Source organism: Halomonas campaniensis (assembly GCF_002211105.1).
GTDB classification, from domain to species: domain Bacteria; phylum Pseudomonadota; class Gammaproteobacteria; order Pseudomonadales; family Halomonadaceae; genus Vreelandella; species Vreelandella campaniensis_A.
The window spans coordinates 113,006-127,778 of the sequence record NZ_JPUA01000011.1 but is presented as its reverse complement, the minus strand read 5'-3'; the positions used below and the strand labels follow the sequence as shown (position 1 = coordinate 127,778).

The window sequence follows — 14,773 nt, the reverse complement described above, 5'->3', positions numbered from 1 at the left end:
ACCTCTTGTCAGTTGCTGCGGGCAAGGCGTGCGCGAACGTTCGCGAATGTATCAATCAGCCCCAACAGCAGCACAATGAGAATCGTGGGCCAGGTCGTGATCAGTAGCACATAAAATGCTACCAGCCACAGCCCGTTCATCCCCTTTATTCCAATAAAACCATGCACTAACGCAACGCCAGCGACCAATAGCGGAATCCAACCCAGCATCGCCAGAGCATGAGCACCTAGCACCATACCGATCACCCCAATAACGGCCAGCAAGGCCAGCTCTTTGGGGGTCAAGCGCAGTGCGTGGAACTCTTCACGGAAGCCACCTGGATTATACAACCCAGCTTGCCAACTCCGCGCAAGTGCCAGACACAGGATGGCTGCCAACAGCACCACAAATCCGGTCACGCCACCCACTACCAGCGAAGCAATGGTTTGAGTATCGTAGCCCTGATTGGCAAATTCCGTGAGCATGCGATCAACTTCTTCTGAACCTTCTCGCAACTGCTCAAGCATTAGCTCAGTGCCACCTGGCGGACTGAAGATGCCGAGTTGAACCATGATAGCAGCGACCAAGGTCCCCACAATCAGGGTCTCACCCCACCGCATCCTCTCGCGCAGGATAACGGCCATCAGCGTAACTAGCAGTAAGCTAGCCAGCGGAATCACGTCACCCTGGGCCCACCACCAACCGGCCGGTAGTGCTGCAGCGATAATGACCGGCAGCGCAGGTGCAAAACCTTTGCGTAGGGTCATCAACGCGGCGATGGCTGCACCTAACCAGAACAGCCAGGGCACTAGCGTTGCCAAGGCCGCCCCGCCAGCAGCGTAAGGCGTGCCCCGCATTAGCCATCGGGCTAGTGCCAGCATCACGTTAAACGCTTACTGGTGGCTATCGGAGTAGGGCAGCAGTGCCAGATAGCGCGAGCGCTTGATAGCGGTCGCCAACTGACGCTGATAGCGTGCTTTGGTGCCGGTAATACGGCTTGGAACGATCTTGCCGGTTTCAGTAACGTAGGCCTTCAGCGTGTCCAGATCTTTGTAATCGATCTGCTTGATGCCTTCAGCGGTAAAGCGGCAAAACTTACGGCGACGGAAAAAACGTGCCATGGACTAGCTCCTTAAAACGTGCAGTGAATAAAATCAGGCAGTTTCTTCTTCTTCAGCGCGCGGTTTTTCTTCGCGACGCGGACGTTTTTCTTCTGCCGGTTTCATCATCGGGGAAGCTTCAGTAACAGCTTCTTTGCAGCGAACAACCAAGCTGCGGATAATGGCGTCGTTGTAACGGAAGATGTTCTCGATCTCGTCGAGAGTCTCACCGGAACATTCAACGTTCATCAGCACGTAGTGGGCTTTGTGGATCTTGTTGATCGGGTAAGCCAAATGACGGCGGCCCCAATCTTCTAGACGGTGCACAGTGCCGCTGTTTTCGGTAACGATGCTGGTGTAGCGTTCGACCATCGCCGGCACCTGCTCGCTTTGATCCGGGTGGACCATAAACACGATTTCGTAATGACGCATGGGATCTCCTTGCGGTTTGACAGCTTCCATTGTGTGCCACTGCGAAGTGCAATAAACGACGACAAGGAAGCAAGGAGTTAACTGAAGTGCTCCGCCACCGCACTAGGCGGCCACCGGGGCATCAAACAGAACTTTTATTTCAACAACTGTTTTTCACGACAGCTTCAATTACTAATTCTCACAGCTAACGCCCGCTTGCAGACAAACGGGCGCGTGTATCTTAGTAGTACGGCGATTAACTTGCAAGTTGACGCTGGCGGACAGCCTCAAATAGACAAATACCGGTGGCCACCGAAACGTTAAGGCTAGAGACTTCACCGGCCATCGGCAACTTGGCAAGATTATCGCATGCTTCGCGGGTTAAGCGTCGCATCCCCTTCCCTTCGGCCCCCATCACTAACGCCGTCGGGCCGGTCATATCTATCTCGAAGACGCTGGCCTGTGCCTCACCTGCCGTACCGGTTATCCACACACCGGCATCTTTTAGCTTGGCGAGCGTACGCGCCAGGTTGGTCACTTGATAAACCGGCACGACTTCGGCAGCACCACAGGCGACTTTGCGCACCGTTGCATTGAGCGGTGCAGCCTTATCCTTTGCCACAATGACCCCATGGGCACCGGCGGCATCAGCACTGCGCAGGCAGGCGCCAAAGTTGTGCACGTCGGTCACACCATCCAAAATCAGCAATAGCGGCGGTGTATTCGAGGGCCAGGCGCGCAGCTTAAGCCAAAGCGACTCCTCACCTTCAGGCGTTAACGGCGGACAAAACGCCACCACCCCCTGATGAGCCGCGCCCTGGGTTAATTGATCAAGCAGGTCGCGGGGCTGCTCTTTCACTCTAGCCCCTTGCCCTTGAGCGTGAGCGATCAGCTCCTTCAAGCGACTCCCCGCCCCCTGCTGCACCCAAAGCTCGCGCGGCGCTTCACCTCTGTCCAGCAGGCTCTGCAGGGCATGAACGCCGTATACCTGATCCAGGCCATCGGGAGTTTTGGGCCCCCGCCGAGATGACGCTGATTTCATGCTCAACCCTTATTCGGTGATGGTTTGCGCGGGCCATTGCGGGTACGCCGGGGGCCACGACGAGTGGCAGGCTTCTCACTACTGGATTTCTTCTCCCCCGCCGCTTTTGCGCCATCACCTTTAGCACCAGCGCCTTTAGCACCAGCACCCTCTTGCCCACCACGGCTCTTACGCGGCTGGCGGCGGGGGCGAGGTTTTTCATCCCCCAGGCCGAAGTCAATCTTACGGTCATCCATATCCACACGCGCCACCTGCACGGTAAGGCCATCGCCCAAGCGATAGGTCGTGCCGGTGCGCTCACCTTTAAGGCGGTGCTTCTCAGCTTCGTAGTGGTAGTAGTCCGAAGGCAGCGATGTCACATGCACCAGACCTTCTACGAAGAACTCATCCAAACGTACAAACAGACCGAACTGAGTGACAGAAGCGATGGTACCTTCAAACATCTCGCCGAGTTTGTCGGACATAAACTCGCACTTCAGCCAGCTCTCTACGTCACGGGTGGCTTCGTCGGCGCGGCGCTCGGTCATTGAGCAGTGTTCGCCCAGCTCAAGCATCTGTTCAAAGGTATATGGACACCACTTGCTGGGCGGCTCAACCGGTGCACCTTCTACGCGCAGCACCGTGTTGGTCTGGCGCGGACCGCGGATTACCGAACGGATGGCGCGGTGCACCAGCAGATCAGGATAGCGACGAATCGGCGAAGTGAAGTGGGCGTAGGCTTGATACGCCAGGCCAAAGTGGCCCTCATTCTGTGGCGAATAGACAGCCTGATTCATCGAGCGCAGCATGACTGTTTGGATGATATCGAAGTCAGGACGATCGGCAATCGCCTCACGCAACGCCTGGTAATCCTGTGGCGTCGGCATATCGCCGCCACCAACGGAAAGCCCCAACTCATTCAGGAAAAGGCGCAGCTTATCGAGGCGCTCGGGAGTAGGCCGCTCATGAATCCGGTAGAGTGCCGGCAAATCATGCTTATCCAAGAAGCGAGCAGTCGCCACATTGGCCGCTAGCATGCACTCTTCAATTAACTTGTGGGCATTGTTACGGCTACGTGGAACAATTTTTTCGATTTTGCGCTCATCGTTAAAGATGATCGCCGTTTCAGTGGTATCAAAATCTATCGCACCGCGTTCAGCACGCGCTTCGCGCAATAAATAGTAAAGCTCTTCCAGATTTTTCAGCGGCTTCACCAGCTCGCTGTGCTCTGCCCGAAGCGCTTCACCCTCTTCGCTCTCCTCATCAAGAATCGCGGCCACCTTGTTATAGGTCAGGCGAGCGTGGGAGTTCATGACGGCTTCATAGAAGCGGTAGCGGCTAATCGCCCCGGTTTGCGAGATATTCATCTCGCACACCAACACCAGACGATCCACGTGGGGATTCAGTGAGCAGAGCCCGTTGGACAGTAGCTCCGGCAGCATGGGAACCACTTGGCCAGGGAAGTAGACCGAGTTACCCCGAGTGCGACCTTCATCATCCAGCGGCGTGCCGGGACGCACATAGTGGGAAACGTCCGCGATGGCGACGAGCAGCTTCCAACTGCCGGATTTGGTTTTCCAAGCACACACGGCGTCGTCAAAGTCTTTGGCAGACTCATCGTCAATGGTAACCAGCGGTACATCACGCAAGTCAACGCGGTGCTGTTTATCCTCTTCCAGCACTTCCGCTGAAATACCAGCGATCTGATCAAGCACTTCAGGCGGAAATTCTGCAGGAATATCGTAACTGCGAATCGCAATATCAATTTCCATACCAGGATCCATACGCTCGCCCAGCACTTCGATCACCTCCCCCACCGGCTGTACACGGGTGGCCGGCTGCTGAACGATTTTGGCCGAGATCACCTGGCCATCTTTAGCCCCACCGCAGGCGCTATGAGGAATAATCACTTCCTGAGTAATACGCGGATTTTCCGGAATTAGAATGCCGAACTCGGGGGTATTACTACGGTAAACGCCGACGATGGTTTGCGTGTTGCGCGCGATGACATCGGCAATGGTCGCCTCATCACGACCACGGCGATCTCGGCCGCTAATGCGCGCGAGCACGTGGTCTCCGTGAAAGACACGGCGCATTTGGCGCGGGGGCAATACCAGGTCGGGTTTTTTGCCATCATCGCGTAGCAGAAAACCAAACCCATCACGGTGACCAAGCACCTTGCCTTTAATCAGATCGAGTTTGTCGATCAGCGCATAGGCACCGCGGCGATCGCGCAGCACCTGGCCGTCGCGCTCCATCGCCGCTAATCGGCGCCTGACGGCTTCGATCAGCTCTTCGTCTTCCAGCCCCAGCATGCGGCTCATATTTTCGTGGGTAATCGGCTTACCATAGCTTTCTAACGCAGCCAGAAGATACTCACGGCTCGGCGCTGGGTTGCCATATTTATGCGCCTCGCGCTCAGCGTGCGGATCATCACTTAACGTCCAGTACTTCATGCGATCAACATCCTTGATGGCGTCATTTGCGAGAGGCATAAAAAAGGCGCAAACGCGTTGCGTTGCGGGCTGGATATTTCAACGCTTGATAGGCTGAAATGAATAGGGTTTTGTTTAGTCATAGGCGCAGTATAGCGCTGCACGTTCAATCACCCAACCGTCTTAGAGGTTGTTTACGCAATTTGCTTTATAAAAAGCGCCTGTGGGGTCTTGCATTTAACCATCACCCCGGTATTATACGCGCCACTTGCCCAGATGGCGGAATTGGTAGACGCGCTAGCTTCAGGTGCTAGTGTCCGTATGGACGTGGAGGTTCAAGTCCTCTTCTGGGCACCAAACTGCTTTTATGCTATCTATTGGTATAAGCAGGTCGGTGTTAAGCAAGGCAAGGTTTGTGTTCGCCCAGGTGGCGGAATTGGTAGACGCGCTAGCTTCAGGTGCTAGTGTCTGTATGGACGTGGAGGTTCAAGTCCTCTCCTGGGCACCATACGAACACAAACGGTAAGTAGTTAATCCAAGCGTTAGATGATGCGCCCAGGTGGCGGAATTGGTAGACGCGCTAGCTTCAGGTGCTAGTGTCCGTATGGACGTGGAGGTTCAAGTCCTCTCCTGGGCACCATGACTTACATGGGCCAGTCCGCATCATTACTCTCCCTATTAAATGCTTGTTCGTCCCCCCTTTTTTTTTCGAAGCATTTCCCAGATTACTGGAACCTGCCCGGACGTCGTGCCACTTCTTCAAGTGCCCACCCCTGTATACGCAACTCTCCTTCCAATACAGACTCTACTTCCGTTGCTAAGTCTGGGAAGAAGTTAAGCCCTGTGCGTGCCTCAATCTCATCGATGGTCACCAAATAGTCATCCAGCGGCTCATTGCCCCGAACGTCTTGTGGCATGATAAACGCCAACGCTAATGGTGCCTCGTTGTGGGGCGCCACTATGATCTTGTAAAAAGCCGAAGGCACTTCGACCAGTCCCACCCGGTTGAACACGTTATCCATAAAGTGTTCTGGGAAAATGGGGCCGGTAATCACCTGTAAACGGTCAAAACGTGGCGCAAAGTGATCCATGACCGCTTCTTCCAAGCGCTGCCAGAGCTGTCGGTTCAGGTTGGGCCGCTGGGGGGTCATATTACTCATTAGGAGGGTATCGACCTGGGCACTTCGCCCATGCACGGCGGCAATCGCATAATTGGGCGCCATATGCCCTCGATCATAGCCGCTACCGGCGTAGCTATCGGTGCCTATCGGCCATAGCGTGCGCCAATCGGCTTGAAAATTTGGCCTTGGGCCAATGCTCGAGTCGTCTACTGCTTCAACCTGATAGCTTACCCATAGCGGATTGACCCGCACATCAGACCAGCCCACCAAATAGCCATCATTGCGCAACACCCGGTGCATCGTGGTGGGGCGAAACTCCTCCCAAGTGGGCACCCCCATCCAGGTGTAAGCATCTTTATGCTGGCGCTCCTGAAACTCCCATAGTCCTGTGCCAACCACCACAAAAAGCACGGCAATGCCCAGGCGTCGCCCCTGCCGACGCCAGCTCAAAAGCGATGTTCCCAACAGACTGTCCCCTTGTTAAATGCTTACATTAGCGCTTTTTCATTTTTACTTCGTTCGTGAACGCTTTGCGTGTAACCAAATAATAAAGGGCTACCAACCCAAAGAGAACATGGTTTCAAGATCGTGGCGGGAGTGAACCTGCATGGCATTCAGGGTTTCGGTATCGCTGATGCCTTCTACAGCATTCAGGCGCTCCGTCACCAATTCAGCCAAGCTTTCAAAATCACGGGTGCGAGCAATGGCTACTAAGTCGTAGCGGCCACAGGTGGAGTAAACTTCGCTAATGCCCTCTACATCGGCCAGACGCTCGGCCACAGCCTTAACCTGGCCTTTATCGGTATTGATTAAAATGACTGCGTTTTGCATGGCGCGCCTCTTTAGAGAAATATAGGTTAGAGAAAATAATCAAAAGTTGAGAGAAAATGGTCATAAAAGTAGTGTCAAAGCTGGGCAGAGTATAGCAGTGACGAGGAAGCGAGCGCAGCACCCGGCGACAGCGTGACCAATTGTCGCTATACCTGCACCAGTATTCGCACAACCTTTGTACATCCGCTAGCATGTAGTTGAAGTATAGAATTGAAAGATGCAGCCAAAAGCTCCGGCTTATATGATGATGCGGAGCATAAAGAGGTGGAGAACCACCCGATAACGTGACCAAACGTCAGACCGTGACGATAAGGAGTAATCATGGCTAATAAAAGCCGTCGTGACTTTATGCGCAACAGCATGCTGGGCCTTGCGGCCCTGCCACTGGGAGCTGGCATTCTTTCTAAAAATGCTTTCGCCCAAGAGCTGCCACGTCTTGATCCTTCCTCAAGCAATGCCCAAGCGCTGAACTACGTGGAAGACGCCAGTGAAGCCAGCGATCACCCGGCATATGAAGAGGGCGAACGCTGCGATAACTGCATGTTCTACAAAGCAGAAAACGAGGGCTGCCAGCTATTTCCGGAGAATAGCGTAGCGCCTGCTGGCTGGTGCCAATCCTGGACCGCCCAAGCTTAAGCATCTAACACTTGAGCGCTGATAAATACCTCTACCCCGCCTTTTGAGCGGGGTAGCTTTGTTGAAGACACGCCAGCGGCTAAGAGGTCGGACTTTCATCCTCTACCGGCCAGTGAAAACGCCGCGTTACCCGCCCCTCTTGCAAAGAGACGAGATGAACGGGAAAGCCCCATAGCTGCTGTAGGTGGCGAATAACGGGATAGACACTGCGCCCCAAAGGGCGCCGACTATCCTGGACATGATGAAGGGTCAAAGATCGATCTCCGCGAATAGCCGCTTCGACCACTTGAATATTGGGTTCGCGGACAGAGAGCGCGTACTGGGTAGCAAGCGCCTCACGCACCTGCCGGTAGCCCTGCTCGTTATGAATCGCTGCGACCTCAAGCGTCTCTACCTGATCATCATCCACGACCAAAAACAGCTTATGGTCGCGCATCACCTTCGGTGATAGGAACTGCTGGATAAACGACTCATCCTTGAAGTTGCGCATGGCAAACTCCAGCGTTTCCCGCCATGGAGTACCTGCAATATCAGGAAACCACTCACGATCCTCATCGGTGGGCGCTTCACAGACCCGCTTAATATCCATAAAGATCGCGAAGCCTAGGGCATAGGGGTTAATCCCGCTGAAGTGTGGGTTGTCAAACGCGGGCTGGTTAATCACCGCGGCATGCGACTGTAAAAACTCTAGCATCAATCCTTCATCGACATTGCCGTCGTCGTAGAGTCGGTTCATCAGCGTGTAGTGCCAGAAGCACGCCCACCCCTCATTCATTACCTGGGTTTGCCGCTGAGGATAAAAATACTGCGCCAGCTTGCGAACAATACGCACGATTTCGCGCTGCCATGGGGCCAACAGCGGCGCATTCTTCTCGATAAAATAGAGTAGATTCTCCTGAGGCTCTGGTGGGTATTGACCGCCGCTATGCAACCCGAGCGGATCATCTTCTGCATGCAGGCTGCCAGGTAGCGGTGCTTCCCCAGTGGATGTCTCGGGAATAGTACGCCAGAGCATATTAACCTGGGTCTGCAGATAGGCTTCGCGCTCCTCCTGACGCTTCGCTTCCTCTTCGGCGGAGATCGGCGATGGGCGCTTGTAACGGTCGACTCCGTAGTTTTGCAGCGCATGGCAAGCATCCAGTAACTGCTCAACGGCCTGCACGCCGTGGCGCTCTTCACACTTGGCGATATATTTACGCGCAAACACCAGGTAATCAACGATTGACGAGGCGTCGGTCCAGGCGCGGAACAGGTAGTTGCCCTTAAAGAAGGAGTTGTGGCCGTAGCAGGCGTGGGCCATCACCAACACCTGCATCATCAGCGTATTCTCTTCCATTAAATAAGCGATGCAGGGGTCGGAATTGATCACCAGCTCATAGGCCAGGCCCATCTGGCCGCGCTTGTACGCCTGCTCCACAGCCAGAAACTGCTTGCCGAATGACCAGTGGTGGTAGCCCACAGGCATACCGACACTGGCGTAGGCGTCCATCATCTGCTCGGTGGTAATGACTTCTATCTGGTTGGGATAGGTATCCAGCCGATACTCATCGGCGAGCCTTGCCAGCTCCGCATCAAAACGCTCCAGTACGCTGAAGTTCCAATCGGAGCCGGTAGCAATCGGCTTACGCTTGCGGGTCGCACTCATAGCCCACTCCTCTGCACGCGGTCACTAACCTGTATACAAGGTCACTAGGACTGGCTTAAGCGGCGCTTAAACAGTTCACGAAAGACCGGATAAATATCGCCCGCCTCCACAATCTGGCGCATGGCAAAGCGTTCGGGGAACTCTTTCACCACACTCTCATATTCATGCCACAGCGACTGATGGTCGTGGGGCGTGATCTCAACGTAGGCGTAGTACTGCAACTGCGGCATAAGCTGTTTGACCAGCAGGTCGCGGCAGATATTGGAGTCATCGTCCCAGTTGTCGCCATCGGAGGCCTGGGCCACATACAGATTCCATTGGCCAACGGGATAGCGCTTTTCAATAATCTTATTCACCAGATTCAGCGCACTGGAAACAATCGTGCCGCCGGTTTCCCGGGAGTAGAAAAACTCCTCTTCACTGACTTCCCGGGCAGCCGTATGGTGGCGCACGAACACCAGCTCGACTTTCTCGTAGTGCTTCTCCAAGAACAGATAGAGCAACAGGAAGAAGCGCTTGGCGATATCCTTGTGGTTCTGGGTCATCGAGCCGGAAACATCCATGACGCAAAACATCACTGCTTGATTGGAGGGCTGTGGCTGGGCGCTTAACTGGTGGTAGCGCAGGTCGTAGGTGTCAATAAACGGCACCCCGGCGATGCGCTTCTCCAGACGCTCAATTTCGGCTTTCAGCTCGACGATGCGAGCTGGATTACGCAGCACCGGGTCTTTACGCTCTTCGGCCTCCAAGGCATCAATCGCTTCTCTTAGCGCCCGCTTAATCGGCGCGCGCATGGCAATACGCCGGGCATAGGCTTCGCGCATCGAACGGGTAATGCTAATCCGGGACGGCACGCCGTCCCGGGAGAGCCCTGCCCGCACCATTTTGACCTCTTCCAGCGACTTCAGCGACTTGCGCTGTAGATGGGGCAGCTCCAGGCCATCAAACACAAACTCCAAAAACTCTTCGCGACTAAGGGTAAAAGCGAACTCATCAACGCCTTCCCCCTGGTTAGAGGCGCCGCCCTCGCCGGCGCCACTGCCGCCCCCCTGGCCACTGGGGCGGCGGATTTTGTCACCGGCGACAAACTCTTTATTTCCGGGGGAAACGATATTCCGCGCCCCGCCCGGCCCGTGTTGGAAGACCGGTTCGGAGATATCCTTCGCCGGAATCGAGACTTTCTCGCCGCGCTCCATATCGGTAATGGAGCGGCGGTTAACGGCCTCTTCAACCGAACGCTTGATATGCTTACGGTAGCGCTCCAAAAAGCGCTGACGATTTACCGCGCTTTTATGTTTCGCGTTCGGTCTTCGATCAATAAAGTAGGTCATACGACCTCCTTAGACACCCATCTTAAGCACGCCACTCCTTACTGGGATTTGCGCACCCGCAGATACCACTCGGATAACAACCGCACCTGTTTTTCGGTGTAGCCGCGATCGACCATCCGCGCCACAAAGTCTTCGTGCTTCTTCTGATCCGAGCGGGAAGCCTTGGCATTGAACGAAATCACCGGCAGCAGCTCTTCGGTATTGGCGAACATCTTGTGTTCAATAACACCTTTGAGTTTTTCATAGGACTGCCAGCTCGGGTTCATACCGTTGTTTTGTGCCCGCGCCCGCAGCACAAAATTGACCACCTCGTGGCGGAAATCTTTGGGGTTCGAGATGCCCGCGGGTTTTTCGATTTTCTCCAGCTCTTCGTTGAGCGCCTGGCGGTCTAGCAACTCACCGGTTTCGTGGTCGCGGTACTCCTGATCCTGAATCCAGAAGTCTGCGTAGGTCACATAGCGGTCAAAGATATTCTGACCATACTCGCTATAGGATTCGAGGTAAGCGGTCTGGATCTCCTTACCAATAAAGTCCACATAGCGAGGCGCCATATACTCTTTGATAAAGCCCAAGTAGCGCTCAAACACTTCCGAGGGCAGCTGTTCACGCTCCAACGCCTGTTCCAGTACATAAAGTAAATGAACCGGGTTAGCGGCCACCTCAGTGCTGTCAAAGTTGAAGACCTTGGAGAGAATCTTGAATGCAAAGCGAGTGGAGAGCCCCTGCATCCCCTCGTCGACGCCCGCAGCATCTCGATACTCCTGGATCGACTTGGCGCGAGGGTCGGTGTCCTTGAGATTTTCACCATCATAGACGCGCATTTTCGAGTAGATATTGGAGTTTTCCGGCGCTTTTAGCCGCGATAGCACCGAGAACTGGGCAAGCATGCGCAGGGTATCCGGTGCGCAGGGCGCGGCGTTAAGCGACGAGTCCTCAAGCAGTTTTTGATAGATCTTGATCTCTTCGGTAACCCGCAGACAATAAGGCACTTTGACGATATACACCCGATCAAGGAACGCCTCATTATTTCGGTTGTTGCGAAACGCCTGCCACTCCGATTCGTTGGAGTGGGCCAGAATCACACCATCAAAGGGAATCGCCCCCATACCTTCGGTAGGGTTGTAGTTACCCTCTTGGGTGGCGGTAAGCAGTGGATGCAGCACCTTGATCGGCGCCTTGAACATCTCCACAAACTCCATCAGCCCCTGGTTGGCACGGCATAAGCCACCGGAGAAGCTGTAGGCATCCGGGTCGTCCTGGGAGTAGAGCTCTAACTGACGAATATCGACTTTACCCACCAGCGACGAGATATCCTGGTTGTTTTCATCCCCCGGCTCGGTTTTGGAGATAGCGATCTGGTTAAGCCGTGATGGGTATAAACGCACGACCCGGAACTGGGAAATATCGCCGCCGTACTCTTTCAGCCGCTTCGCTGCCCAGGGCGACATGACGCTGCGTAAATAGCGCTGTGGAATGCCATACTCTTTCTCCAGCAGTTCGCCGTCCTCTTCGGGCGAAAAGAGGCCCAGCGGCGACTCATAGACCGGCGAGTCTTTAATGGCATAAAAAGGTATCCGTTCCATCAACAGTTTAAGACGTTCGGCAAGTGACGATTTACCGCCCCCCACCGGGCCAAGCAGGTAAAGAATCTGCTTGCGCTCTTCAAGCCCTTGAGCCGCATGACGGAAGTAGGAGACGATCTGCTCAATGGCCTCCTCCATACCGTGAAATTCGGCAAAGGCAGGATAGCGGCGAATCACTTTGTTGGAAAAAATTCGTGATAGACGCGGGTCTTTCGCCGTGTCGATCACTTCAGGCTCGCCTATGGCTTCCAGCATGCGCTCGGCGGCGCTGGCATAAACCTTCGGATCACGACGACAAAGCGCCAAATACTCCTCAAGGCTCATGTCCTCTTGCTGAACGCGGGAAAAACGGTCTTGAACGTGATCAAAGATGCTCATGGAACTCTCCTGTGGCCCATCCCCAGGCAGTCACCGTCAAGCCAAGTGTTTCGCAACGGTGTGCCAAACGAGGTGTCGCTTTTTTAGCGTAGTCAGCATTAGCAAAAAGTGATGACTAAAACCTTCAACGCTGCAGCGATATAGATAAGAGAATTATTCCGACGAATAGTTGCGTTAGTCCATGCGCCACCCATAAACGCAAAGCACTCAACCAGCAACGCCGCTGCGATTGGCAGCGGCGTTGCTAGATCGTGGGTCTCAAGCCGCGCCACAGTGAGCGCAGCGGCCGCCTTTAGTGCGCTAGTACCAAGCGAATATCGGCCAGTAGCGCATCCAGCAGTTCAACGGTAGTGTTCCAAGCACACACAAAACGGGCGCCGCCTGCGCCTATAAAGGTATAGAAGGTCCACCCTTTGCCTTTCAACGCTTCAATAGCGGAGGGCGGCAATTCAACGAAAACACTATTGGCTTGGGTAGGGAACATAAGCGATACGCCCGGCAGCGCTTGCAACCCTTCCGATAAGTAGCGAGCCATCTCGTTGGCATGCTGGGCATTGGTTAACCAGGCACCGCTCTCTAGTAGTCCTAACCACGGGGCTGAGACAAAGCGCATTTTGGAGGCCAACTGCCCCGCCTGCTTACAACGGTAGGAGAAATCTTCGGCCAGCTCCCGGTTAAAAAACAGGATCGCCTCACCAAACGCTAGGCCGTTTTTGGTGCCCGAAAAACACAATGCATCTACCCCTACCTGCCAGGTAAGCTCGGCCGGTGACATATTTAGGCTGGCACAGGCGTTGGCAAAGCGGGCGCCGTCCATGTGCAGGCGCAGGTCATGCTTATCGGCAATGGCGCGAATCGCCATAAGCTCTTCCCGGGAGTAGAGCGTGCCCACTTCGGTGGCTTGAGTGAGCGATACCACTTTGGGCTTGGGGTAGTGAATATCGCTGCGCTTGGTGACCAGCGCTTCAATTCCTTCCGGGGTTAGTTTGCCGTTGGCGCCCGACGAGGTAAGCAGTTTAGCGCCGTTTGAGAAGAATTCAGGACCGCCGCACTCGTCGGTTTCGATATGCGCCAGCTCGTGGCAAATCACGCTGTGGTAGCTGCGTCCCATGGCTGAGAGCGCCAGGGAGTTGGCGGCAGTACCGTTGAAAACAAAGAAGACATCGCAGTCGTAGTCAAACATCTCGCGGAAGCGATCCGCAGCGCGTGCGGTCCAGAGATCGTTGCCGTAAGCCAAATCATCGCAACGGTTGGCTTCAAGCAGGTATTCCATCGCCTCCGGGCAGATACCGGAGGTGTTATCACTGGCTAAAAATCGCGGGCTACACTCCGAGGTCATGACGACAGTCCTTTTATCTGGCGATCGAACAGCGCGAGCTGGGTGCCACTCGCGCCTTTAATATCTAACCATGCTTAACAGTTAGATTAGTCATTTAGTCTATCGCCATTTATGGGCTAACGTCACCTGCACTTTTAAGCACTTACTTATAAGCCGCCCTTATGCCCTTTTTTATAAGCTTGCCGCCAATCGAGTGCCTTGTTCAATCGCGCGCTTGGCATCCAGTTCGCTGGCTTCATCGGCACCGCCAATAATATGTACCGCTGTTCCTGCACGCTCCAGCGGCGCCAGCAGATCACGCACCGACTCCTGCCCGGCGCACACGATAATGCTGTCAACGGCAAGCACTTGCTCGACACCGTCGCGGCGAATATGCAGCCCCTCGTCGTCGATTTTGAGATATTCGCAGCCGGTGAGGGTTTTTACCCCCCGCTGCTTAAGCGAGGCGCGATGTACCCAACCGGTGGTTTTGCCCAGATACTTACCCGGCTTGGAGGTTTTACGCTGGAGCATGACAATGTCACGGGGAACCGCAGGCGGCGTGGGTGCTTTTAGGCCGCCCCGTTCGCCCACCGCCAAGTCCACGCCCCACTCGTCACACCACTCGGCAATGTCCAGTGCCGGGTGGCCTTGGTGCGCCAGCAATTCAGACACATCAAAGCCAATGCCCCCCGCACCGATCACAGCCACTTTACGGCCAACGCGCTCAGGGGATTCGATCGCCTCGGCGTAACTCAGCACCTTGTCGTGGTCGTGACCTGGAAGATTGAGTTCCCGGGGCTGAACGCCGGTGGCCATCACCACCTCATCGAAATCGGCGAGGGTTTCTGCACTTGCCGTAGTGTTTAGACGTACTTCTACCGCATATTTCTCCAGCATCACCCGGTAGTAGCGAAGGGTTTCATTAAACTCCTCTTTACCGGGAATCTTACGCGCATAGTTAAACTGCCCGCCCAGCTCGCT

General features: G+C 54.9%; 13 protein-coding genes and 3 tRNA genes. 4 read left to right on the top strand and 12 right to left on the bottom strand.

Annotated features, from left to right (window positions below; translation table 11 throughout):
- Positions 1-8 precede the first annotated feature (8 nt).
- The 5 genes from JI62_RS04880 to rnr all read right to left on the bottom strand — a co-directional run bounded on the left by JI62_RS04880 (position 9) and on the right by rnr (position 4,967).
- Positions 9-860, bottom strand: a complete 852-nt coding sequence (locus tag JI62_RS04880; RefSeq protein ID WP_088699082.1) for a hypothetical protein — start codon at positions 858-860, stop codon at positions 9-11.
- A 12-nt stretch (positions 861-872) separates the two neighbouring features.
- Positions 873-1,100: a 30S ribosomal protein S18 gene (gene rpsR / locus JI62_RS04875; RefSeq protein WP_007113337.1), complete on the bottom strand. Its 228-nt coding sequence runs from the start codon at positions 1,098-1,100 to the stop codon at positions 873-875.
- A gap of 33 nt (positions 1,101-1,133) precedes the next feature.
- Positions 1,134-1,511 (bottom strand): 30S ribosomal protein S6, encoded by a 378-nt coding sequence (rpsF, locus tag JI62_RS04870; RefSeq protein WP_007113338.1) that lies wholly within the window; start codon positions 1,509-1,511, stop codon positions 1,134-1,136.
- Between the two features lie 235 nt (positions 1,512-1,746).
- Positions 1,747-2,532, bottom strand: coding sequence for a 23S rRNA (guanosine(2251)-2'-O)-methyltransferase RlmB (gene rlmB / locus JI62_RS04865; RefSeq protein WP_088699081.1), 786 nt, complete (start codon positions 2,530-2,532; stop codon positions 1,747-1,749).
- A 2-nt stretch (positions 2,533-2,534) separates the two neighbouring features.
- Positions 2,535-4,967: a ribonuclease R gene (gene rnr, locus JI62_RS04860; RefSeq protein WP_088699080.1), complete on the bottom strand. Its 2,433-nt coding sequence runs from the start codon at positions 4,965-4,967 to the stop codon at positions 2,535-2,537.
- Between the two features lie 249 nt (positions 4,968-5,216).
- Between rnr and JI62_RS04855 the strand changes: the two genes are divergently transcribed.
- From JI62_RS04855 to JI62_RS04845, 3 genes are all read left to right on the top strand, one after another.
- A tRNA-Leu gene (locus tag JI62_RS04855) sits at positions 5,217-5,303 on the top strand.
- 64 nt (positions 5,304-5,367) lie between these two features.
- A tRNA-Leu gene (locus tag JI62_RS04850) sits at positions 5,368-5,454 on the top strand.
- 45 nt (positions 5,455-5,499) lie between these two features.
- Positions 5,500-5,586 (top strand) — tRNA-Leu (locus JI62_RS04845).
- Between the two features lie 85 nt (positions 5,587-5,671).
- On the opposite strand, the gene JI62_RS04840 is transcribed toward JI62_RS04845, so the two are convergent.
- Positions 5,672-6,517, bottom strand: a complete 846-nt coding sequence (locus JI62_RS04840) for a DNA/RNA non-specific endonuclease (RefSeq protein WP_088699079.1) — start codon at positions 6,515-6,517, stop codon at positions 5,672-5,674.
- Between the two features lie 105 nt (positions 6,518-6,622).
- The gene (locus tag JI62_RS04835) at positions 6,623-6,898 is read right to left on the bottom strand and encodes an Lrp/AsnC family transcriptional regulator (RefSeq protein ID WP_008958975.1); all 276 of its coding nucleotides are present in this window, start codon (positions 6,896-6,898) and stop codon (positions 6,623-6,625) included.
- Between the two features lie 321 nt (positions 6,899-7,219).
- Between JI62_RS04835 and JI62_RS04830 the strand changes: the two genes are divergently transcribed.
- Positions 7,220-7,534, top strand: a complete 315-nt coding sequence (locus JI62_RS04830; protein WP_088699078.1) for a high-potential iron-sulfur protein — start codon at positions 7,220-7,222, stop codon at positions 7,532-7,534.
- Positions 7,535-7,613: 79 nt separating this feature from the next.
- Here JI62_RS04830 and JI62_RS04825 read toward each other — a convergent pair whose 3' ends face one another.
- The 5 genes from JI62_RS04825 to JI62_RS22840 form a co-directional block, all read right to left on the bottom strand.
- Entirely contained in the window at positions 7,614-9,179 is a 1,566-nt protein-coding gene (locus JI62_RS04825; RefSeq protein WP_088699077.1) for a SpoVR family protein, read from the bottom strand.
- Between the two features lie 44 nt (positions 9,180-9,223).
- Positions 9,224-10,510 carry a YeaH/YhbH family protein gene (locus tag JI62_RS04820; RefSeq protein ID WP_088699076.1) on the bottom strand — a complete coding sequence of 429 codons (1,287 nt, stop codon included), beginning with the start codon at positions 10,508-10,510 and terminating at the stop codon, positions 9,224-9,226.
- A gap of 38 nt (positions 10,511-10,548) precedes the next feature.
- Positions 10,549-12,471 (bottom strand): PrkA family serine protein kinase, encoded by a 1,923-nt coding sequence (locus JI62_RS04815; RefSeq protein WP_088699075.1) that lies wholly within the window; start codon positions 12,469-12,471, stop codon positions 10,549-10,551.
- 292 nt (positions 12,472-12,763) lie between these two features.
- Positions 12,764-13,810: a threonine aldolase family protein gene (locus JI62_RS04810; RefSeq protein WP_088699074.1), complete on the bottom strand. Its 1,047-nt coding sequence runs from the start codon at positions 13,808-13,810 to the stop codon at positions 12,764-12,766.
- A 171-nt stretch (positions 13,811-13,981) separates the two neighbouring features.
- The coding region (locus tag JI62_RS22840) for an FAD-dependent oxidoreductase (protein ID WP_240513138.1) at positions 13,982-14,773 on the bottom strand (792 nt) is incomplete at its 5' end.

Coding starts and splice junctions, on each gene's coding strand:
- JI62_RS04880 (WP_088699082.1), bottom strand. CDS start 860: ATGCTGGCACTAGCCCGATGGCTAATGCGGGGCACGCCTTACGCTGCT.
- rpsR (WP_007113337.1), bottom strand. CDS start 1,100: ATGGCACGTTTTTTCCGTCGCCGTAAGTTTTGCCGCTTTACCGCTGAA.
- rpsF (WP_007113338.1), bottom strand. CDS start 1,511: ATGCGTCATTACGAAATCGTGTTTATGGTCCACCCGGATCAAAGCGAG.
- rlmB (WP_088699081.1), bottom strand. CDS start 2,532: ATGAAATCAGCGTCATCTCGGCGGGGGCCCAAAACTCCCGATGGCCTG.
- rnr (WP_088699080.1), bottom strand. CDS start 4,967: ATGAAGTACTGGACGTTAAGTGATGATCCGCACGCTGAGCGCGAGGCG.
- JI62_RS04835 (WP_008958975.1), bottom strand. CDS start 6,898: ATGCAAAACGCAGTCATTTTAATCAATACCGATAAAGGCCAGGTTAAG.
- JI62_RS04830 (WP_088699078.1), top strand. CDS start 7,220: ATGGCTAATAAAAGCCGTCGTGACTTTATGCGCAACAGCATGCTGGGC.
- JI62_RS04825 (WP_088699077.1), bottom strand. CDS start 9,179: ATGAGTGCGACCCGCAAGCGTAAGCCGATTGCTACCGGCTCCGATTGG.
- JI62_RS04820 (WP_088699076.1), bottom strand. CDS start 10,510: ATGACCTACTTTATTGATCGAAGACCGAACGCGAAACATAAAAGCGCG.
- JI62_RS04815 (WP_088699075.1), bottom strand. CDS start 12,471: ATGAGCATCTTTGATCACGTTCAAGACCGTTTTTCCCGCGTTCAGCAA.
- JI62_RS04810 (WP_088699074.1), bottom strand. CDS start 13,810: ATGACCTCGGAGTGTAGCCCGCGATTTTTAGCCAGTGATAACACCTCC.